This window comes from Streptomyces sp. NPDC058664, assembly GCF_042716635.1.
Classification (GTDB): domain Bacteria; phylum Actinomycetota; class Actinomycetes; order Streptomycetales; family Streptomycetaceae; genus Streptomyces.
The window spans coordinates 27,716-47,806 of the sequence record NZ_JBHXRW010000002.1; the positions used below are offsets into that span (position 1 = coordinate 27,716).

The 20,091-nt window shown below is 72.3% G+C and carries 15 protein-coding genes and 1 pseudogene; 7 read left to right on the top strand and 9 right to left on the bottom strand.

What is annotated here, in order from left to right:
* Positions 1-47: 47 nt before the first annotated feature.
* Together ACFWUY_RS01865 and ACFWUY_RS01870 are read left to right on the top strand one after the other, a co-directional pair.
* On the top strand, positions 48-383 hold the full coding sequence (locus ACFWUY_RS01865; RefSeq protein ID WP_384100894.1) for a hypothetical protein: 336 nt from the start codon (positions 48-50) through the stop codon (positions 381-383).
* A gap of 118 nt (positions 384-501) precedes the next feature.
* Positions 502-771: a DUF6343 family protein gene (locus ACFWUY_RS01870; protein WP_384100897.1), complete on the top strand. Its 270-nt coding sequence runs from the start codon at positions 502-504 to the stop codon at positions 769-771.
* 13 nt (positions 772-784) lie between these two features.
* Here the strand turns inward: ACFWUY_RS01870 and ACFWUY_RS01875 are convergent, their stop codons facing one another.
* The 3 genes from ACFWUY_RS01875 to ACFWUY_RS01885 form a co-directional block, all read right to left on the bottom strand.
* Positions 785-1,153: a tetratricopeptide repeat protein gene (locus tag ACFWUY_RS01875; RefSeq protein WP_384101396.1), complete on the bottom strand. Its 369-nt coding sequence runs from the start codon at positions 1,151-1,153 to the stop codon at positions 785-787.
* Positions 1,154-1,252: 99 nt separating this feature from the next.
* Positions 1,253-1,858, bottom strand: a complete 606-nt coding sequence (gene coaE, locus ACFWUY_RS01880; protein ID WP_384100899.1) for a dephospho-CoA kinase — start codon at positions 1,856-1,858, stop codon at positions 1,253-1,255.
* A 31-nt stretch (positions 1,859-1,889) separates the two neighbouring features.
* Positions 1,890-2,828 (bottom strand): PAC2 family protein, encoded by a 939-nt coding sequence (locus ACFWUY_RS01885; protein ID WP_384100901.1) that lies wholly within the window; start codon positions 2,826-2,828, stop codon positions 1,890-1,892.
* 225 nt (positions 2,829-3,053) lie between these two features.
* On the opposite strand from ACFWUY_RS01885, the gene ACFWUY_RS01890 reads away from it, so the two are divergent.
* Positions 3,054-4,001, top strand: coding sequence for a right-handed parallel beta-helix repeat-containing protein (locus tag ACFWUY_RS01890; protein WP_384100903.1), 948 nt, complete (start codon positions 3,054-3,056; stop codon positions 3,999-4,001).
* 118 nt (positions 4,002-4,119) lie between these two features.
* Here the strand turns inward: ACFWUY_RS01890 and rpsA are convergent, their stop codons facing one another.
* Positions 4,120-5,634 carry a 30S ribosomal protein S1 gene (rpsA, locus tag ACFWUY_RS01895; RefSeq protein WP_030325237.1) on the bottom strand — a complete coding sequence of 505 codons (1,515 nt, stop codon included), beginning with the start codon at positions 5,632-5,634 and terminating at the stop codon, positions 4,120-4,122.
* Between the two features lie 344 nt (positions 5,635-5,978).
* Here rpsA and ACFWUY_RS01900 point away from each other — a divergent pair, with 344 nt between their 5' ends.
* A complete protein-coding gene (locus tag ACFWUY_RS01900; RefSeq protein WP_384100906.1) occupies positions 5,979-6,818 on the top strand; it encodes a class I SAM-dependent methyltransferase in 840 nt (279 codons plus the stop codon).
* A 91-nt stretch (positions 6,819-6,909) separates the two neighbouring features.
* Entirely contained in the window at positions 6,910-9,501 is a 2,592-nt protein-coding gene (gene hrpB, locus ACFWUY_RS01905) for an ATP-dependent helicase HrpB (RefSeq protein ID WP_384100907.1), read from the top strand.
* Here the strand turns inward: hrpB and ACFWUY_RS01910 are convergent.
* The 3 genes from ACFWUY_RS01910 to ACFWUY_RS01920 form a co-directional block, all read right to left on the bottom strand.
* Entirely contained in the window at positions 9,485-10,465 is a 981-nt protein-coding gene (locus tag ACFWUY_RS01910; RefSeq protein WP_384100909.1) for a DUF3068 domain-containing protein, read from the bottom strand. The genes hrpB and ACFWUY_RS01910 overlap by 17 nt on opposite strands.
* Positions 10,466-10,476: 11 nt before the next feature.
* Complete coding sequence (locus ACFWUY_RS01915) at positions 10,477-10,617, bottom strand: SPW_0924 family protein (protein WP_106975990.1); 141 nt, start codon at positions 10,615-10,617, stop codon at positions 10,477-10,479.
* A 184-nt stretch (positions 10,618-10,801) separates the two neighbouring features.
* Positions 10,802-12,622: a lytic transglycosylase gene (locus ACFWUY_RS01920; protein ID WP_384100912.1), complete on the bottom strand. Its 1,821-nt coding sequence runs from the start codon at positions 12,620-12,622 to the stop codon at positions 10,802-10,804.
* Between the two features lie 236 nt (positions 12,623-12,858).
* Here ACFWUY_RS01920 and ACFWUY_RS01925 point away from each other — a divergent pair, with 236 nt between their 5' ends.
* A complete protein-coding gene (locus ACFWUY_RS01925) occupies positions 12,859-13,773 on the top strand; it encodes a DUF4184 family protein (protein ID WP_384100914.1) in 915 nt (304 codons plus the stop codon).
* Between the two features lie 202 nt (positions 13,774-13,975).
* Here ACFWUY_RS01925 and ACFWUY_RS01930 read toward each other — a convergent pair.
* Together ACFWUY_RS01930 and polA are read right to left on the bottom strand one after the other, a co-directional pair.
* Positions 13,976-14,665: pseudogene (locus ACFWUY_RS01930) on the bottom strand (serine hydrolase); the annotation flags it as partial.
* A gap of 294 nt (positions 14,666-14,959) precedes the next feature.
* Complete coding sequence (gene polA / locus ACFWUY_RS01935; protein WP_384100916.1) at positions 14,960-17,671, bottom strand: DNA polymerase I; 2,712 nt, start codon at positions 17,669-17,671, stop codon at positions 14,960-14,962.
* Positions 17,672-17,793: 122 nt separating this feature from the next.
* Between polA and ACFWUY_RS01940 the strand changes: the two genes are divergently transcribed.
* On the top strand, positions 17,794-20,076 hold the full coding sequence (locus ACFWUY_RS01940; protein WP_384100918.1) for an FdhF/YdeP family oxidoreductase: 2,283 nt from the start codon (positions 17,794-17,796) through the stop codon (positions 20,074-20,076).
* Positions 20,077-20,091 lie beyond the last annotated feature (15 nt).

Sequence of the window (20,091 nt, forward strand, 5' to 3'; positions counted from 1 at the left end):
GGCGGGAGGGTGGCCTGGAACACCTCCACCACAGAAGAGGATCCGCCATGTCCGTTCGCCGGCGTCTCACGACCGCCACCGGGACCGTGCTGCTCACCTTCGCCGTCGCCGGGTGTTCGGGCCTGGGCCGCACGGCCGTGGGCACGATCATGTACGAGACGGAGCGTGAGGTGGCGGTGATGGTGACCAGCCCCCAGGTGAAGGGCTGCCACCGCCTCGCGCCGACCGGCGTGACCAAGATCGAGAACAACACCCTGAACGACATCGTGCTGTACCCGACGCGCGACTGTAAGGGGAAGGACTCCACCTACCTTCCCAGCAACAGCGGTGACAAGATCCCGCCGGGCACCATGCCGTGGCGGAGCTACAGCGTCGTCCACTAGCCGCGCGTCCCGCCACGCCCGGCGCGCGTCGGGCACGGACTCGACGGCTCCCCCTTCCCCGCTCCAGGGTCCATCCTGGAAGTGCTTCCAGAGGCTCCGACGGGGGACGGTGACCGTCATGCGTACCGGGAACGAGCCGGCGACCGCGCGCAGCGCCCTGCGGCTGCGGTTCTGGCTGAGCGTGTGGGGCCTGCTCTGGGCCGCCTTCGGCACGACCGCGTTCTCGCTGGTGGGCCGCCCCGGCTGGGCCGCGGCCTGCGGCGTGCTGTTCCTGGTGGTCGCGTTCGACCTGACGATGGTGCTGCGCCATCTCCGCCAGGGGCCGCACTGGCAGCCGGGCCGGGACGTCCCGCCGTACGAACCGGATCGCGACGGCACGGGACACTGAGCCCCGGCCGCTCCTACTTTCCCGTGTCGAACCCCGCCGCCTGGAGGTACTCCGGCTTCGGATCGAGGGCGGCGGCGAGGCGGAAGTGCCGGGTGGCCCGGTCCGTCTGCCCCGAGCGCTCGAAGGTGCGGGCCAGCGCGAAGTGCGCGAACGCGTTGTCCGGCTCACGCTCCAGGACCAGCTCGAACTCCAGCTGCGCGGGACGCAGCTGCGCGGCGGCGAAGAACGCGCGGGCACGCAGCAGCCGCGCCGCCGTGTTCTCGGGGTGCGCGGCGATCACCGAGTCCAGGAGCTTGACGGCGCCCCGGGGATCCCGCGCGGCCAGCAGGTGCTCGGCGGCGCGGAAGTCGATGACGTGCGTTTCCGGGTTTCTGTCGGCCACCATGGCATCCTTCCCCTCGATCCGGTGGTTGAACACCGGACCCGGCGGCCGCATTCCACCGACAACTCCGCCGGGCGGGCCCGGACGACGGGCGAGGCCCTACGCGGCGCCCGCGGCCCTGCGCTCCAGCTCGTCCCAGACCTTCCGCACCTGCGGTTCGAGGGCGTCGAGCGGTCCGTCGTTGTCGATCACGAGATCCGCGACGTCCAGTCGCTGCGCGCGCGTGGCCTGGGCCGCCATCCGGGCCCTCGCCTCGGATTCGGCCATGCCCCGGAACCGTACGAGCCGGTCCAGCTGGGTGTCCGGGGACGCGTCCACGACCACGACCAGGTCGTACAGCGGCGCGAGTCCGTTCTCGGTGAGCAGGGGTACGTCGTGGACGACCACGTCCTCCGCGCCGGCGCGGCTCTCCAGCTCGGCCGACCGTGCCCCGACCAGCGGGTGGACGATGGCGTTGAGCGTGGCCAGGCGCTCGGCGTCGGCGAAGACGACGGAACCGAGCTTCGGCCGGTCGAGCGCCCCCTCCTCGGTGAGGACGCCGGCCCCGAAGGCCTCGACGACGGCCGCGAGCCCCGGAGTGCCGGGCTCGACGACCTCGCGGGCGATCCGGTCCGCGTCGATCAGCACGGCCCCGTAGGAGACGAGCAGCCGTGACACTTCGCTCTTGCCGGCGCCGATCCCGCCGGTCAGGCCCACCTTCAGCATGAGTGGCAGCTTAGGGCCCGCGCCGGGCGGGTCAGGAGTCGCCCTCCCGCTCGGCGAGGAAGCGCTCGAACTCGCGGCCCAGCTCGTCCGCGGACGGCAGGTCGACCGGCTCGGCGACCAGACTGCCGCGGGTCTCGGCCCCGGCCACCGCGTCGTACTGGTGCTCGAGGCCCTGCACGAGTGCGACCAGTTCTTCGTCGCCCTCGCCGATCTGGCGGTCGATCTCGGTCTGGGTGCGGCGGGCCTCCGTCCGCAGGGAGTGGGCGACGGCGGGGAGGACGAGGCCGGTGGCGGCCGTGACGGCCTCGAGCGCGGTGAGGGCCGCGTCCGGGTACGGCGAGCGGGCGACGTAGTGCGGCACGTGCGCGGCGACACCGAGGGTGTCGTGCCCGGCCTCGGTGAGCCGGTACTCGACGAGCGACTCGGCGCTGCCGGGGACCTGGGCCTCGTCGAACGGGCTGCGGTGGCCGGGCATGAGGTCGGTGCGGTTGCCGTGCGGGGTGAGGCCGACGGGCCGGGTGTGCGGCACGCCCATGGGGATGCCGTGGAAGTTGACGGAGAGGCGTACCCCGAGGCGCTCGATGATCTGCCGGACGGCGGCGGCGAACCGCTCCCACTCCACGTCGGGCTCCGGGCCGGAGAGGACGAGGAAGGGCGCGCCGGTGGCGTCCTGGACGAGGCGGACCTCGATGGACGGCGTCTCGTACTCCGTCCAGCGGTCACGCTTGAACGTCAGCAGCGGGCGGCGGGCACGGTAGTCCACGAGCCGGTCGTGGTCGAAACGGGCCACCAGCTGGTGGGGCAGCGTGTCGAGCAGACGCTCGATGATCTGCTCACCGGTCTCACCCGCGTCGATGTAGCCGTCGAAGTGGTACAGCATGACCAGCCCGGCCGACTCCTGCGCAAGGGCCAGGTCGACGACGGCCAGACCCTTCGGGTCCCATTCGTACAAATCCTGGGGATCAAGCACGGTTACCGCTCCTCCTCGTGTCCTCTCTGGGAACGTCCCGTGCGGCGGCACCATTCCCGCGCCGCGCGATCTTCCGTCGAGGAACCACCAGGAGCGGCCACTGGTCCAGACCTTGACATGCCCATCGCCTCTCCCTACCGTCTCGGGACAGCACCGCGTTCAGCATCTCGGCCATCGTGCACATACAGGAACACTCCGCTCCCCCACCGCACGGAAGGGACCCCCATGCGCACCCGGACGCTGCTCCTCCCCCTCCTCCCGGCGCTCCTCGCCGTTCCCCTCGCCACCGCGCCCGCCTCGGCGGCGACCGTCGACGTCTCGACCGCCGCCCAGCTGAAGACGGCACTCACCAACGCCCGGCCGGGCGACACGATCCGCCTCGCGGACGGCACGTACACCGGGAACTTCAAGGCCACCACCCCCGGCACGGCCTCGGCCCGGATCACCCTGACCGGCTCCTCGCGCGCGGTGCTCACCGCCGGCGGCGGCTACGGACTGCACCTCAACGGCGCCTCGTACTGGACGGTCTCGGGCGTCACCGTGACCGGTGGCCAGAAGGGGATCATGGCCGACGCCGCGAACGGCGTGGTGATTGACGGGGTGACCGTGCACGACCTGGACATGGAGGGCGTGCACTTCCGCAACTCCAGCAGGAACGGCGTCATCAGGAACTCCCGGATCTACGACACGGGGAACGACGGCCGCGGCATGGGCGAGGGCGTGTACGTCGGCAGCGCCAACACCCTCGGCGACCGCAGCGACAACGCGCAGATCCTGGACAACGTCATCGGGCCGGACGTCGGCGGCGAGGGCGTTGACATCAAGGAGGGCACCACCGGGGCGCGGATCGTCGGCAACACCTTCGACGGGCGCGGTCTGACCGGCGCCAACTTCGACGACTCCTGGGTCGACGTGAAGGGCAACGGCGTCCTCGTGGAGAACAACACCGGCGTCAACACGACGAACAACGGCTTCGAGACCCACACCCAGCAGAGCGGCTGGGGCTGCGGGACCGTCTTCCGCGGCAACCACGCGGACCTGACGGGCGCGACCGGACCGCAGCGGCTCGCGATCAACGTGACCAACCGGAGCGGCTCCTGTCCGACCACGGTGTACGCCTCGAACACGGTCACCGGCGGGAACGGTCTGACGAACATCCCCGTCACCCCCTGAACCGGCCCCCGGGCATCAGGCGCCGCCCCGACCGGCCCGGGGAACGACCGAGGCCCGCTCCCCCGAAGGGGAACGGGCCTCGAATTCGCTAGCGGCTAGCGCTCAGCGGAGAGCCTGTTCAGCTCTGGCCGCCGGCCAGCTTCTCGCGCAGGGCGGCGAGCGCCTCGTCCGACGCCAGGGCGCCGGAGTTGTCGTCCGACTCCGAGGAGTACGAACCACCCGAGATGCCCGCACCGGCGTTGCCACCGGCGGCCGGGGCGGCAGCGCCCTCGGCGGCAGCGGCCTCGTCGGCCTCGCGGGACTTGATGACCTGAGCCTGGTGCTGCTCGAAACGAGCCTGCGCCTCGGCGTACTGGGTCTCCCAGGCCTCGCGCTGGGTCTCGAAGCCCTCGAGCCAGTCGTTGGTCTCGGGGTCGAAGCCCTCGGGGTAGATGTAGTTGCCCTGGTCGTCGTAGGACGCGGCCATGCCGTACAGGGTCGGGTCGAACTCGACCGAGGCCGGGTCGGCACCGAAGGACTCGTTGGCCTGCTTCAGCGAGAGGCTGATGCGACGACGCTCGAGGTCGATGTCGATGACCTTGACGAAGATCTCGTCGTTGACCTGGACGACCTGCTCCGGGATCTCCACGTGGCGCTCGGCCAGCTCGGAGATGTGGACCAGACCCTCGATGCCCTCGTCCACGCGGACGAACGCACCGAACGGAACCAGCTTGGTGACCTTACCCGGGACGACCTGACCGATCTGGTGGGTCCGGGCGAACTGCTGCCACGGGTCCTCCTGCGTCGCCTTCAGCGACAGGGAGACACGCTCGCGGTCCATGTCCACGTCGAGAACCTCGACGGTGACCTCCTGGCCGACCTCGACAACCTCGGACGGGTGGTCGATGTGCTTCCAGGACAGCTCGGAGACGTGCACGAGGCCGTCGACGCCACCCAGGTCCACGAAGGCACCGAAGTTGACGATCGAGGACACGACGCCCGAACGGACCTGACCCTTCTGGAGGGTCGTGAGGAAGGTCTGGCGAACCTCGGACTGGGTCTGCTCCAGCCAGGCACGGCGGGACAGGACCACGTTGTTGCGGTTCTTGTCCAGCTCGATGATCTTCGCCTCGAGCTCCTTGCCCACGTAGGGCTGGAGGTCGCGGACACGACGCATCTCGACGAGAGAGGCCGGCAGGAAGCCACGGAGGCCGATGTCGAGGATGAGACCACCCTTGACGACCTCGATGACGGTACCGGTGACGATGCCGTCCTCTTCCTTGATCTTCTCGATGGTGCCCCAGGCGCGCTCGTACTGGGCACGCTTCTTCGAGAGGATCAGGCGGCCTTCCTTGTCCTCCTTCTGGAGAACCAGGGCCTCGATCTCGTCGCCGACCTTGACGACCTCGTTCGGGTCGACGTCGTGCTTGATCGAGAGCTCGCGGCTCGGGATCACACCTTCGGTCTTGTAACCGATGTCGAGCAGGACCTCGTCCCGGTCGACCTTCACGATGACGCCGTCGACGATGTCGCCGTCGTTGAAGTACTTGATCGTCTCGTCGATCGCGGCGAGGAAGGCTTCCTCGTTACCGATGTCGTTGACCGCAACCTGCGGGGTGGTGCTGGTGGCGGTGGTCTCGGTGCTGCTCGTCATGTGGGAAAGGGCTCCGGTTACGGACAGAAAGTCGTAGGTACTGCTACGCCGAGAGCCCGTATCGCACCAAGAAGCCGGACAGCCAATGAGACACCTGCCGCGAACGGCGGAAGCCTCGAAAACCGAGGGGACATACAACAGGTACGAGCGCGGCCTGCTCCGTCTGAGGCGCGCAGGCCCGCAGCGCAACCTTTAGCATACGGGGGCGGCCGGACAGGGTCAATGCGCGAAGCGCGCACCCGGGGCAGAACGCCTCAACTCCGGCGCCACTCATGTCCTTACGCGCCGCACCGGCGGGGTCCGCCACACGGCGGCACTGAGCGCAAACTACATCGGCGGGCGAGATGAACCAAGAGTACGAACACGAAGTCCCCCAGGACTCGGCCGAGGACGAGGCCGAGGCGACCCGGCGTGACGCGGGGGACGCGGAGAGCAGCCGGGCCAGCCGTGGCTGGTGGGACAGGAACGCCGACGAGTACCAGAGCGACCACGGCTCCTTCCTCGGCGACGACCGGTTCGTCTGGGGACCCGAAGGGCTCGACGAGGCCGAGGCGGGCCTGCTCGGGCCCGCCTCCTCCCTCAAGGGACTCGACGTCCTGGAGATCGGCGCGGGCGCGGCGCAGTGCTCCCGGTGGCTGGCGGCGCAGGGCGCGCGGCCGGTGGCCCTCGACCTCTCGCACCGGCAGCTCCAGCACGCGCTGCGGATCGGCGGGGACGTGCCGCTGGTGGAGGCCGACGCCGGGGCGCTGCCCTTCCGGGACGGCTCCTTCGACCTGGCGTGCTCGGCGTACGGCGCGGTGCCGTTCGTCGCCGACCCGGTGAGGGTGTTCCGGGAGGTGCGGCGGGTGCTGCGGCCCGGCGGCCGGTGGGTCTTCTCGGTGACGCATCCGATCCGATGGGCGTTCCCCGACGAGCCCGGACCCGAGGGCCTGTCGGTCGCGGCCTCCTATTTCGACCGCACTCCCTACGTGGAGCAGGACGAGCGGGGCCGGGCCGTGTACGTGGAGCACCACCGGACGATCGGAGACCGGGTGCGGGACGTGGTGGCCGGCGGTTTCCGCCTGGTGGACCTCGTGGAGCCGGAGTGGCCGGAGTGGAACAGCCAGGAGTGGGGCGGCTGGTCCCCGCTGCGGGGGAACCTGATCCCGGGGACGGCGATCTTCGTCTGCGAGCGCACGGAGTAGCCGTCGGACCAGCGGAACGATTGTCGTACTGATAGGTGGGCCCTGTGGACAACGGAGCCCACCTCTTCGCGTCTCGTACGAGACTGAACGCGTGATCCGAAACGACGCACTCGACCGTCTCCCCGTCCGCCATGCCGTCCCCGAACTGCTCGCCGCGCTCGACCGGCGCGGTACGGCCGTGCTGTCCGCACCTCCCGGTACCGGCAAGACGACGCTGGTGCCGCTCGCGCTCGCGGGTCTCATAGGGGACGGACCACGGCGGCGGGTCCTGGTGGCCGAGCCGCGCCGGATGGCGGTGCGGGCCGCGGCCCGGCGGATGGCGTGGCTGCTCGGCGAGGAGGTCGGGGGCACGGTCGGCTTCTCCGTGCGCGGCGAGCGGCGGACCGGTCCCGCGACCCGGGTCGAGGTGGTGACCACGGGCATCCTGCTCCAGCGGCTCCAGCGCGACCCGGAGCTGGCGGGCGTGGACGTGGTCCTGCTCGACGAGTGCCACGAGCGGCACCTGGACGCCGACACGGCGATGGCCTTCCTCGTGGACGTACGGGCCACCCTGCGCCCGGAGCTGAAGCTGATCGCCGCGTCGGCGACGAGCGACGCGGCGGCATGGGCCGATCTCCTCACGGTCCTGGACGGGACCGGTCCGGCCCCGGTGGTGTGGAGCAAGGGTGAGGGTCACAGTTGCCGGGTCTTCTTCGCGGCGCCTCCCGCGGGCGTCCGGCCGGCCCACGGCACCTGGGTGGACCCGGCGCTGCTGCGGCACGTCGCCGCGACCGTCCGGCTCGCGATGGAGCGGCACGAGGGGGACGTCCTCTGCTTCCTGCCGGGTACGGGGGAGATCGCGCGGACGGCCGGGATGCTGGCCGGTGTCGACGCGGAGGTGCTCCAGCTGCACGGGCGGGCCCCGGCGGCGGTGCAGGACGCGGTGCTGCGCGGTTCGGAGCCGGGCGGGCGGCGCCGGGTGGTCCTCGCGACCTCGGTGGCGGAGTCCAGCCTGACGGTGCCGGGGGTGCGGATCGTCGTGGACTCGGGGCTCGCCCGGGAGCCGCGCACGGACCACGCCCGGGGGCTCGGTTCGCTGGCGACGGTGACGGTCTCCGAGGCGACGGCGACCCAGCGCCTCGGCCGGGCCGGCCGGGAGGCCTTCGGCTTCGTGTACCGCTGCTGGCCGGAGGCGAGCGACGGGGGCAGGCCCCGTTTCCCGTCCCCGGAGATCAAGGTCGCCGATCTCGCGGACTTCGCCCTGCGGGTCGCCTGCTGGGGCGATCCGACGGCGGAAGGGCTCGCGCTGCTCGACGCGCCTCCCGCCGGGGCGATGGCGGCGGCCCGCTCGGTCCTCGGCTCGATCGGGGCCGTGGACGCGGCCGGCCGGGCCACGGACCGGGGGGTACGCATGTCGAGGCTCGGGCTCCATCCCCGGCTCGGCCGCGCCCTTCTGGACGGTGCGCCGGAGGTCGGGGTGCGGCGGGCCGCGGAGGTGGTGGCGCTGCTCAGCGAGGAGCCGCCGCGCGATTACGGGGACGATCTGACGGCGGCCTGGCGTGCGGCCCGTCGGGGCTCCGACGGGTACGGCGCCCGGTGGAAGGCGGAGGCACGCCGGCTGGAGCGGTCGGCGGCCGGGTCGGTGGGCGGCGGGGACTCCGGGGCGGGGACCGGCCCGGGGGCGCGTGAGGACGCGCTGGCCGGGGGTGGCCGGGTGGTGGGCGAGGACGCGGTGGCCGGCCTCGTGACGGCGCTGGCCTTTCCCGAGCGGGTGGCCAGGGCCCGGGAGCAGGAGGGTTATCTGATGGTGTCGGGGAGCGGGGCCAGGCTCGCCGAGGGCTCCGGTCTGCGCGCCACCCCGTGGCTGGCCGTGGCGGTGGCGGACCGTACGGCGCGGGACGCCACGGCACGGGTGCGGCTGGCCGCCGTGGTGGACGAGGACATGGCGCGGCGGGCGGCGGGTCATCTGCGGTCCACCGGTGAGGAGGTCCGGTGGGAGGACGGGGACGTGGTCGCGCGCTCGGTGGACCGGCTGGGCGCGGTCGAGCTGGCGGTCCGGCCGCTCGGTGCCGGGGCCGATCCCGCGCTCGTACGGGAGGCGCTGGTCGACGGCCTGCGGCGGGAGGGGCTCGGGCTTCTGCGGTGGAGCCGGGAGGCGGGGGAGCTGCGTGAGCGGCTCGCCTTCCTGCACCGGGAGCTGGGGGAACCCTGGCCGGACATGGCGGACGGGGCGCTGGTCCACCGCGCCGGGGAGTGGCTGGAGCCGGAGCTGTCGCGGGCCGGGCGGCGGGCGGATCTGGGGCGGATCGACGCGGGAGAGGCCCTGCGACGGCTGTTGCCGTGGGCGTCGGGCGAGGCGGGCCGGCTGGGAGAGCTGGCGCCCGAGCGGATCGAGGTGCCGAGCGGATCGCGGATCCGGGTCGACTACGGGGGCGGGCGGCCGGTGCTCGCGGTGAAGCTGCAGGAGATGTTCGAGCTCGCCGAGACGCCTCGGGTGGCGGGTGTTCCGGTGCTCGTCCATCTCCTCTCCCCCGCCGGGCGGCCGGCGGCCGTGACCGCCGATCTGGCGTCGTTCTGGCGGGACGGCTACCGGGCGGTGCGGGCGGAGCTGAGGGGGCGGTACCCGAAGCACCCGTGGCCGGAGGACCCGGCCGCGGCGGAGCCGACCCGGCACACGAGCGCGCGGCTCAGACGGGAGGGGTGACCGGGGCGTCGACCGGTACCGGGCGCGGGTGGCGGGAGCGGGCCTCCAGCCAGAGGGCGAGGGCGAGGAGGAGCAGTGCCAGGAGGGTGAGGCTCCACGGGAGGTAGGAGACGAGCAGGAGAACCGTGAGGCGGTTGGAGGAGACCATCTCGCCGACGCTCTCGATGTAGTCCTCGCGCATCTTCACGTGCCCCTCGAAGACGGTGAGGGTGTCCCGGCCCATCAGCGCCCCGGCGTTGCGGAGCTCCTCCTTGTGGATCTCCTCGCCGTTGACGGGGGCGCCGGTGACCGGCTCGATCCAGAACATCCGCTTGGTCGTGTACCAGCGGGTGAGACCGGAGTCGGCGATGACCTCCGGGGGAATCTTGATCGGCATGGTCTTGGGCATGGGGACCCTGGTCCACGGGATGGTCTGCTCGAAGTAGTAGACCTCCAGGCCGCGGAAGGTGCGGGTGCCCTTGTAGTGGATGGGGGCGGAGGTCCGGGTCTGGGCGTCGAAGTACTGGTAGTCGCGCTTCTCGGTGAGGAAGGGCCACTTGAACTCGACGCCCTCGCGCCGCACCGGGTCGCCGTCGACGGACTCGCCGGTGGCGTGGACGGGGTCCTGGGTGTGGGCGTCGAAGATGTACCGCTCGGGGATCCGGGAGACCATCTTGCCGTCGGGGCCCGTGATGTGGGCGAGGGCGTCCCAGACGACCACGTCGCGTCCGGCGTCGCGTTCGATGCGCCGCGACTCCTCCACGTTGCCCTTGAGGGTCTGGATGATCGTGATCTTGTCGACCTTCACGGGGCGGAGCGTGGAGTAGTCGAGGAGGATCGCGGGCTTCGCCTCCAGGACGGTCTCCTGGTACTGGTTCGGCGGAATCTTCGCCAGCCGGGGGAAGGCGTACCAGCGCAGGGTCGGGGCCATCGCGGCGCAGAAGACGGCGAGGGCGAGGAGGACGAGGGCGGCTCGGCGGCGCACGGTCGCCCCCTTTACTTCTTGGGGCCGGGGTCGGCGGTCAGCAGGGGCTTGGGCGAGGTGGGTCCGTCGGGCGGCAGATCGACCACGGAGACGAGGAGGACGAAGAGGAGGACTGGGGCGAGTCCGATGGCGGCGGCGACGAGGGCGCGCATGGTCGGCCTCCCGGGATGCGATCTGATAGGGCGTCAGGGCGGGGGCACCGTAGCAACGCGACCGCGAGATGAGAACACGTTGCACCACGGCGCCGTCGGTCCCGGGGAACGCGGAGCGCCGCCCCTCCGTCCGGTGGGGACGGTGGGGCGGCGCGGAAGGACGCGGCGCGGAGGCGCGGTCGGGTCAGGCCGAGGGCGAGGAGGAGGCCTCGGGCGAGGTGCTGCCGGAAGGTGTCGGATCCGGGGTCGACTCCGGCGTCGGCGTCGAGGTCGGGGCGGGCTCGGTGACCGTCAGCCCGACCTCCGTGCTGCCGCCGCCGGGCGCGGTCAGGCGGATCACGTACTCGCCCGCCTTGTCACCCGCGAAGAGCTCGGGAAGCTCGATCAGGCCGTTCGCGTCGGTCTTGACGACCACCCTGCGGACGCCGTCCTTGAAGTACGGGCCGTCGGTGCTCTCGGCGCCCGTCGCCGGGGCGACGATCACGGCGGTGACGAGTACACCGGGAGCGAGCGCGCCCTTGTCGGTGGCCTTCACCTGCACCTTCGGGGTGAAGGCGGTGCCGGTGGTGGCCGACAGGGGGTCACCGGCGACGCGGGCGAGGGTGTCCGCCTGCCGCTCGGTGACGGTCGCGGCGAACTCGGCCGGGCCCAGGGTGCGGCCCACGACGGTGGCCCTGACCGTGAACGACCCGGCCTTCTCGCCCGCACGCAGCGCGGGGGCGTGGGCGAGACCGCTCGAACCGGTGGTCACGGTGGCGGTCTTCGCGCCGCTGGAGAAGACGGTGTCGGTGGCGCCGATGACCTCGAAGCGGATGCTCACGCCGGCGACCGGCGTGCCCGAGGCGTCGAGGGCGGCGACCCCCGGGGCGTGGGCGAAGGTGCTCTCGGTGACCGTGGTGAGCGGCCGCTCGGTCGAAAGGGGCGCGAGGCGCGCGACCTTGACGGCGGGCGGCACGGTGGGCGGCTTCGTCGGCGGGGTGACCGGCGGCGTCGTCGGGGCGGTCGGGGTGGTCGGCTTCGGTGTCGTCGGCGTCGGGGTCGGGGTGACCTTCGACGGCCCGCCCGGCGGCGTCGGCTTCGGGTCGCCCGGCTCGGAGGGCCTGGGAGCGGGCGACGTCGGGAAGGGCGAGAGCGGCGAGGTGGGAAGGGTGCCCGACCCGCGGTTGTCGCTCCGGTCGACCGGCAGCACTCCCGTGCCGTCCGGGACCTGGTGGGTGCCGCGCTGGTAGTACTCGAACCACGACAGGACCGTGTTCAGGTACTCCCGCGACTGGTTGTAGCTGAGGACCGCCCGGTCGAGGTCGGCCTTGAGCGCGAGGTTGCGGTCGTGGGCGCAGAGGTAGAGACCGGCGGCCTGCGCGGCGTCGTAGATGTTGTTCGGGTCCTTCTTCCCGTCGCTGTTGGCGTCCTGGCCCCAGGTGGCCCAGGTGGACGGGATGAACTGCATCGGGCCGACGGCGCGGTCGTGGACGGAGTCGCCGTCGTAGGCGCCACGGTCCGTGTCCGAGATGTTGGCGAATCCCACGCCGTTGAGGGCCGGGCCGAGAATCGGCGAGAAGGTCGTGCCGTTGGCGTCGACCCGGCCGCCGCGGGCCTGCCCGGACTCGACCTTGCCGATGCCGGCGAGCAGCTGCCAGGGCAGGTTGCAGCCGGGGTCGGTCGAGCGGATCGACTGTTCGGCGCGCTTGTAGGCGGCGAGCACGGACGCGGGTATGCCGGCCTCCGCCGGCCCCGTGATCACCGGCAGGGCGGTGGTCGTCCCGGGCTTGTTCGGCGTGTTCAGCGGAGGCAGCTCGGTGTAGTACGGCGAATCGCCCGTGGCGGAGTGGGCGCCGTCCGGTGACGCCGTGTCCCCGGCGCCGATGGCGCGGTCGCCGCCGGCGTTGTCCGTGGACGGCGGAGCCGTCTCCGGCGCCTGCGAGGCGGCGAGCGCGGCGACCGCCGCGGCCACCACCGCACCGCTGGTGGCTCCCTTGCGCAGCCTGCGGCCCAAGTGCGCTGACATGTCGGCGGTCCCTCCCCCTCGACTGTGGCCCACGCTCCCCGCGTCAGACCTCAGGCGACCCTATGTCACCCCCGCCACGCCCCGCACCGGCGCCTGACCGTGCTTCACGCTTTCGTCACCTCTCGGCCGCTTCCCGACCAGGAGCGGACGGGAACCGAGCGGAACGTCGTGCCCCTCTTGCACTGCGGCCGATGCCACACTCCGGCCGTCATCACCGGAACCTGGGGGAACTCCCGTTGCCGTTCACACTGAGCCATGCCGCCGCCGTGCTGCCCGGATTGCGCCGGAACGGGACCGCGCGCGGACCACTGGTCGCGTCCGCTCTCGTCGCGGGCTCCTTCGCGCCCGACATGACCTATTTCGCCGCCACGGCGTTCCCCGGGGCGATGGTCCTCGGGGACGCCACCCACTCCCCCGTCGGGATCGTCACCGCCGACGTGCTCATCACCGCCGCGCTCGTGGCCCTGTGGCTGACCGTGCGCGAGCCGCTCGTGGCGCTGCTGCCCGCCCGGTGGCGCGGACGGGTGTACGGGCTCGTGCGAGGCCGCCCCTGGAGCGACCGCCACCCGGCCGTGCTCGCCGGATGGTTCGGCATCTCGGCGGTCATCGGCGCGACGACCCACGTGGTGTGGGACTCCTTCACCCACATCGACCGCTGGGGCACCCGGGCGATCCCGTTCCTCGGCGACGTCGTGGCCGGGTTCCCGGTCTATCTCTACGCGCAGTACGGGGGTTCGGCCCTGGCCCTGGGACTTCTGGGCTGGTTCGCCGTGCGGGCGCTGCGCTCCGCCGACCGGGAGGTGGAACTGCCGGCCCGGGTGCCGGTCCCGGGACGGCGCGGACGGCTGCTCGCGGCCTGGCTGATCGGTGGCTGCGTCCTCGCCGGGATCGCCCACCGGGTGCTGCGCTGGGCCGCGTACTGGGGCTGGGACCGGATCGAGACGCCCCTCGACGTCATACCGACGGCCTGCTTCGGGGCCGGTGCGGGCCTCGCCGTCGGGCTCGTGCTGTACGGGACGGTGGCGCGGCTGCGGGGAGCGCAGCCCGCTCCGGCCCCGAGGACCCCGGAGGCCCCGGCCGGCCCTTTCCCGGCGACGGAAGGGAAGGACCGGGGTCCTCGTACGGCGCGCTCCCGTCAGGAATCCCGCTGATCCCCTCCGGCACGGTGAAGCCGCGGGCCGCCGCGCCGCCGGAGAGGCCGCGGTGGACGGCGGCGGAGATCCTCTCCAGGGTGCGGACGCCGTACCGCATGGTGGGGTTGCCGTGGCTGAGGAGAGCGATCCGGTAGTCGCTCTCGGCGGCGGTCCCGGTGGCGCTCCCCTTTCCCTTGACGGGAGCGGTCGGCCGGACGATGCCGACGCTGTGGACGCGCCAGGCGTGGGTGGCGCGGGACAGCCAGCCGTTCTTGAGGTGGACCTTGACCCTACGGGGCGCGCCGGCCGAGACGCCCCAGGCCTGGTCGGAGACGACCTGGCCCATCAGGTTCAGCGCCTCGGCGTGGCGGGAGACCGCGGCCAGCAGGGCCAGTTGGTCCCGGGCGGTGGTACGGGTGAGGCCCCAGTAGCCGTCATGACCGAGGACGGTGTCCTGGGCGCCGGCCTCACGGAGGACCCTGTTCAGCCGGGCACGGGACAGCCCCTCCCACAGGGCGCCGGCGGCGGTGTTGTCGGAGCGGGTGATCATCAGCCTCATCCGCTGGGCCTCCAGCCGGGTGGGCGCCCGGCCGAGCTCCTCGGCGCGCCCGAGCACCGCCTGCATGATGAGCACCTTGGCGATGCTGGCCGAGTCGTACACCCGGGTGTCGCCGAGCCGGCAGCGCAGTCCGCGCCGGGGGTCGTGGACGGCGACCGAGACCGTGCCGTCACGGTCCTTGAGGACGGCCGCGATGTCCTGGGACAGCCGGGCGGCGAGGGCGGGCTCGCGGGTGGAGGCGCAGAGTGCGGGGGCCCCGTGTGCCTCGGCGGGCCAGGCGGTGCCGGACGCCCCGAGGAGGGCGCCGAGAAGCGCCCAGACCCGGAGGCGGGAGCGACGGCTCGTGATCATGCTCCCCAGTCTCGGGAGCGGGGGCGCGGGCGCGCGCCTCGAGTGGTCCACCTGGCGCACCCTGGTGACCGGTGCGGAGCCCGCGGGTATGGGCACCCGCTCCGGCGCCGCACACCGGGGTGCGGGTTCGGGCGCGGATGCCTGGGCCCGGCAGGGGGCGCCGTCCCGTTGTGCCCACCCTTCCCCAAGCTCTCGACTTCGCTCGAGCAGGAGGGACCCCCATCGCCCCAGCGGAACAGATGCCCACAACGGGGTGGGCGGCGGCAGGTTGGGCGCACCCGCCGCCGTGACGCGTCAGTGCGCCGCCGAGTCCCAGTCGGGGCCCACGCCCACCGAGACGTCGAGCGGGGCGCGGAGGTCGGCCGCCGCGGACATCTGCTCGCGGACCAGGGCCTCGACCCGCTCGCGCTCGCCGGGGGCGAGTTCGAGCACGATTTCGTCATGGACCTGGAGGAGCATCCGGGAGGCGAGGCCCGCCTCCGTCAGCGCCCGGTCGACGCCCAGCATGGCGACCTTCACGATGTCGGCGGCCGTGCCCTGGATGGGAGCGTTGAGCGCCATCCGCTCCGCGGACTCGCGGCGCTGCCGGTTGTCGCTGTTGAGGTCGGGCAGGTAACGGCGACGGCCCAGCATCGTCTCGGTGTACCCGGTGGCACGGGCCTCGTCGACGACCCGGCGCAGATAGTCCCGCACCCCGCCGAACCGCTCGAAGTAGGTGTCCATCAGACCGCGGGCCTCGCCCGGGTCGATGTTCAGCTGCTGCGCGAGGCCGAACGCGGACAGGCCGTACGCCAGGCCGTACGACATGGCCTTGATCTTGCGGCGCATCTCGGCGTCGACGGCGGACCGCTCGACGCCGAACACCTGGGACGCGACGGTGGTGTGCAGGTCCTCGCCGGAGGTGAAGGCCTCGATGAGGCCCTCGTCCTCGGAGAGGTGGGCCATGACGCGCAGCTCGATCTGACTGTAGTCGGCTGTCATGAGGGCCTCGAAGCCCTCGCCGACCACGAAGCCGTGCCGGATGGCCCGGCCCTCGTCCGTCCGCACCGGCACGTTCTGCAGGTTCGGGTCGGTGGAGGAGAGGCGACCGGTGGCGGCGACGGTCTGGCTGAAGGTCGTGTGGATCCGGCCGTCGGCGGCGACGGTCTTGATCAGGCCCTCGACGGTGGACCGGAGCCGGGCCTGCTCGCGGTGACGGAGCATGATCACGGGCAGCTCGTGCTCGGTCTGCGCGGCCAGCCACGCGAGCGCGTCGGCGTCGGTGGTGTATCCGGTCTTGGTCTTCTTGGTCTTCGGCAGGTTCAGCTCGCCGAAGAAGACCTCCTGGAGCTGCTTGGGCGAGCCGAGGTTGAACTCGTGGCCCACGGAGGCGTGCGCCTCCTTCACCGCCTGCTGCACCGCCCCGGCGAACTGCTGCTCCATCGCCTCCAGGTGGTCCCGGTCGGCGGCGATGCCGTGCCGCTCCAGACGGGCGAGGAGCGCCGAGGTGGGCAGCTCGACCTGGTGGAGGAGCTCGCGGGCCCCGACCTCGCCCAGCCGCTCGTCGAAGGCGGCGGCGAGGTCGAGGACGGCCCGCGCCTGGGTCATCAGGGCCTCGGCCTCGGCGGTGTCGTCCACGCCGAAGGCGAGCTGTCCGTCGGCGGCGGCCGCCGGGGCGAGCTCGCGTCCCAGGTACTCGACGGAGAGCGCGTCGAGGGCGAAGGAGCGCCGGCCGGGCTTGACGAGGTAGGCGGCGAGGGCCGTGTCCATGGTGACGCCCGCGACGCTCCAGCCGTGCTCGGGGAAGACCCGCATGGCGCCCTTGGCGTTGTGCATGACCTTGGGGCGGTCGGGGTCGGAGATCCACGCGGCCCAGGCCCGCTCGTCGGCCTCGTCGAGGACGCTGGGATCGAACCAGGCCGCGGCGCCTCCGGCGGCGGCCAGGGCGACCTCGCTCACGTTCCCCGTGCCGAGGGCCCAGCTGTCGACGGTGGCGATGCCCAGGGGCTCGGTGCCGTGCTCGGCGAGCCAGGGGGCGAGCTCGCCGGAGCCGAGGACGGTGCCGTCGAGCTCCACGCCGGCGGCGGGGGCCGGGGCGGCTTCCTCCGCGGCACCCGGGTCGACGGCGAGGAGCCGCTCGCGCAGCGAGGGGTTGCGGATCTCCAGGGTGTCGAGGACGAGGGCGACGGCCGTGCGGTCGTACGGCTCGCGGGCGAGGTCCGTGACGGTCCTCGGCAGCTCGACGTCCCGGACCATCTCGGTCAGGCGGCGGTTGAGCTTGATCGACTCCAGGTGGTCCCGGAGGTTCTGCCCGGCCACGCCCTTGACCTCGTCGGCGCGCTCGACGAGTTCGGCGAAGGAGCCGAACTGGTTGATCCACTTGGCGGCGGTCTTCTCGCCGACCTTGGGGATGCCCGGGAGGTTGTCGGACGGGTCGCCGCGCAGGGCGGCGAAGTCGGGGTACTGCGAGGGGCTCAGGCCGTACTTCTCCTGGACCTTCTCCGGGGTGAAGCGGGTGAGCTCGGAGACGCCCTTGGTCGGGTACAGCACGGTGGTGCGATCGGAGACCAGCTGGAAGGAGTCCCGGTCGCCGGTGACGATCAGCACGTCGAAGCCCTCGGCCTCGGCCTGGGTGGCCAGGGTCGCGATGACGTCGTCCGCCTCGAAGCCGTCGACGGCGAAGCGCGGGGCGTTCATCGCGTCGAGGAGCTCGCCGATCAGCTCGACCTGCCCCTTGAACTCGTCCGGGGTCTTCGAGCGGTTCGCCTTGTACTCCGGGAACTCCTCGGACCGCCAGGTCTTGCGGGACACGTCGAAGGCGACCGCGAAGTGCGTGGGCGACTCGTCGCGGAGCGTGTTCGCCAGCATCGAGGCGAAACCGTAGATCGCGTTCGTCGGCTGCCCGGTCGCGGTGGTGAAGTTCTCCACGGGCAACGCGAAGAACGCCCGGTACGCGAGCGAGTGCCCGTCCATGAGGAGCAGGCGGGGGCGGGTGTCTGCGGGGTTCTTCGATGCTGTCTCGGCCACATGACGATCCTGCCACGTACCGCTGACATTCCCGTCCACGCCGGCGGAGACGCCGGACTGTCGGCGCCACGTGACAGGATCGAAGACGCACGCCACAGGATTACCGCTCAAGGGAGAGCGCGATGGTCAGCAAGCCGCCGGTCGGTGACCCGGTCCAGGACGCACCGCGGGTCACGCCGCCGCAGCACTCCGCCGCGGGCCTGCCCGCCGTCGGACACACCCTGCGGATCGCCCAGGAGCAGATGGGGACGCTCCGCACGGCACGCACCCTCCTGAAGCTCAACCAGAAGGACGGCTTCGACTGTCCCGGCTGCGCCTGGCCCGAGGCGGACAAGCGGCACGTGGCGGAGTTCTGCGAGAACGGGGCGAAGGCCGTCGCCGAGGAGGCGACGCTGCGCCGGGTGACCCCGGAGTTCTTCGCCGCGCACCCGGTGGCGGACCTGGCGACCCGCAGCGGGTACTGGCTCGGCCAGCAGGGCCGGATCACCCAGCCGATGCTGCTCGCGGAGGGCGGCGAGCGGTACGAGCCGGTGACCTGGGAGCGTGCCTTCGCGATCATCGCCGAGGAGCTCCGGGCGCTCGGCTCCCCCGACGAGGCGCTCTTCTACACCTCGGGCCGGACGAGCAACGAGGCGGCGTTCCTGCTCCAGCTCTTCGCCCGCGAGTTCGGCACGAACAACCTGCCGGACTGTTCCAACATGTGCCACGAGTCCTCGGGCTCGGCCCTGACGGAGACGATCGGCATCGGCAAGGGCAGCGTCTCCCTGGAGGACCTGCACCGGGCGGACCTGATCATCGTGGCCGGTCAGAACCCCGGGACGAACCATCCGCGGATGCTCTCGGCCCTGGAGAAGGCGAAGGGGGCCGGCGCGAAGATCATCTCGGTCAATCCGCTGCCCGAGGCCGGCCTGGAGAAGTTCAAGAACCCCCAGACCCCGCAGGGCATGCTCAAGGGCGCCGCGCTGACCGACCTCTTCCTCCAGATCCGGATCGGCGGCGACCAGGCCCTCTTCCGGCTCCTCAACAAGCTGGTCCTGGAGACGCCCGGCGCGGTCGACGAGGAGTTCGTACGGGAGCACACCCACGGGTTCGAGGAGTTCGCGGCGGCGGCCGGGGAGGCCGACTGGGACGAGACGCTCGCCGCGACCGGGCTCGACCGGGCGGTGATCGAGCGGGCCCTGGAGATGGTGCTCGCCTCGGAGCGGACCGTCGTCTGCTGGGCGATGGGCCTCACCCAGCACAAGCACTCCGTGCCGACCATCCGCGAGGTGGTCAACTTCCTCCTCCTCCGCGGGAACATCGGCCGGCCCGGCGCCGGGGTCTGCCCGGTGCGCGGCCATTCCAACGTGCAGGGCGACCGCACGATGGGCATCTTCGAGCGGCCCGCGCCCGCGTTCCTCGACGCCCTGGACAAGGAGTTCGGGATCGTCTCGCCGCGCCACCACGGCTTCGACGTGGTCCGTTCGATCCGGGCGCTGCGCGACGGCGAGGCGAAGGTGTTCTTCGCGATGGGCGGCAACTTCGTCGGCGCCACCCCCGACACCGAGGTCACCGAGGCCGCCATGCGCAACGCGCGGCTGACCGTCCACGTCTCGACGAAACTGAACCGCTCGCACGCCGTCACGGGCACGCGGGCGCTGATCCTGCCCACGCTGGGCCGCACCGACAAGGACGTGCAGCGAACCGGCAAGCAGTTCGTGACGGTCGAGGACTCGATGAGCCTGGTGCACGCCTCGCGCGGCAACCTCCCGCCGGCGAGCCCGCACCTGCTGTCGGAGCCGGCGATCGTGGCCCGGATGGCCCGCGCCGTCCTGGGCACCGGATCGGCCACGCCCTGGGAGGAGTTCGAGGCGGACTACGCCACGATCCGGGACCGCATCGGCCGCGTGGTGCCCGGCTTCCAGGACTTCAACGCGCGTCTCGCGGCGAACCCCGGCGGCTTCGCGCTGCCGCACGGCCCGCGTGACGAGCGCCGCTTCCCCACGAAGACCGGCAAGGCGAACTTCACGGCGGCGCCGGTCGAGTACCCGAAGGTGCCGGAGGGCCGGCTGCTGCTCCAGACGCTGCGCTCGCACGACCAGTACAACACCACGATCTACGGACTCGACGACCGCTACCGGGGCATCAAGGGGGGCCGCAGGGTCGTCCTGGTCCATCCCGAGGACGCGGTGGCGCTCGGCTTCGCCGACGGGGCGTACGCGGACCTGGTGAGCGAGTGGACGGACGGCAGCGAGCGGCGGGCGCCCGGCTTCCGGGTGGTGCACTACCCGACGACCCGGGGATGCGCGGCCGCCTACTACCCGGAGACGAACGTCCTCGTACCGCTGGAGTCGACGGCGGACGTCAGCAACACCCCCGCGAGCAAGTCCGTGATCGTGCGTCTGGAAGAATCCGCTTCCGCCTAAGCGTTTGCTCAGGCA

Excerpts from the sequence above, each read along its gene's own strand:
- ACFWUY_RS01865 (WP_384100894.1), top strand. The coding sequence starts at position 48 with ATGTCCGTTCGCCGGCGTCTCACGACCGCCACCGGGACCGTGCTGCTC.
- rpsA (WP_030325237.1), bottom strand. The coding sequence starts at position 5,634 with ATGACGAGCAGCACCGAGACCACCGCCACCAGCACCACCCCGCAGGTT.
- ACFWUY_RS01890 (WP_384100903.1), top strand. The coding sequence starts at position 3,054 with ATGCGCACCCGGACGCTGCTCCTCCCCCTCCTCCCGGCGCTCCTCGCC.
- ACFWUY_RS01870 (WP_384100897.1), top strand. The coding sequence starts at position 502 with ATGCGTACCGGGAACGAGCCGGCGACCGCGCGCAGCGCCCTGCGGCTG.
- coaE (WP_384100899.1), bottom strand. The coding sequence starts at position 1,858 with ATGCTGAAGGTGGGCCTGACCGGCGGGATCGGCGCCGGCAAGAGCGAA.
- ACFWUY_RS01940 (WP_384100918.1), top strand. The coding sequence starts at position 17,794 with ATGGTCAGCAAGCCGCCGGTCGGTGACCCGGTCCAGGACGCACCGCGG.
- ACFWUY_RS01915 (WP_106975990.1), bottom strand. The coding sequence starts at position 10,617 with ATGCGCGCCCTCGTCGCCGCCGCCATCGGACTCGCCCCAGTCCTCCTC.
- ACFWUY_RS01920 (WP_384100912.1), bottom strand. The coding sequence starts at position 12,622 with ATGTCAGCGCACTTGGGCCGCAGGCTGCGCAAGGGAGCCACCAGCGGT.
- ACFWUY_RS01900 (WP_384100906.1), top strand. The coding sequence starts at position 5,979 with ATGAACCAAGAGTACGAACACGAAGTCCCCCAGGACTCGGCCGAGGAC.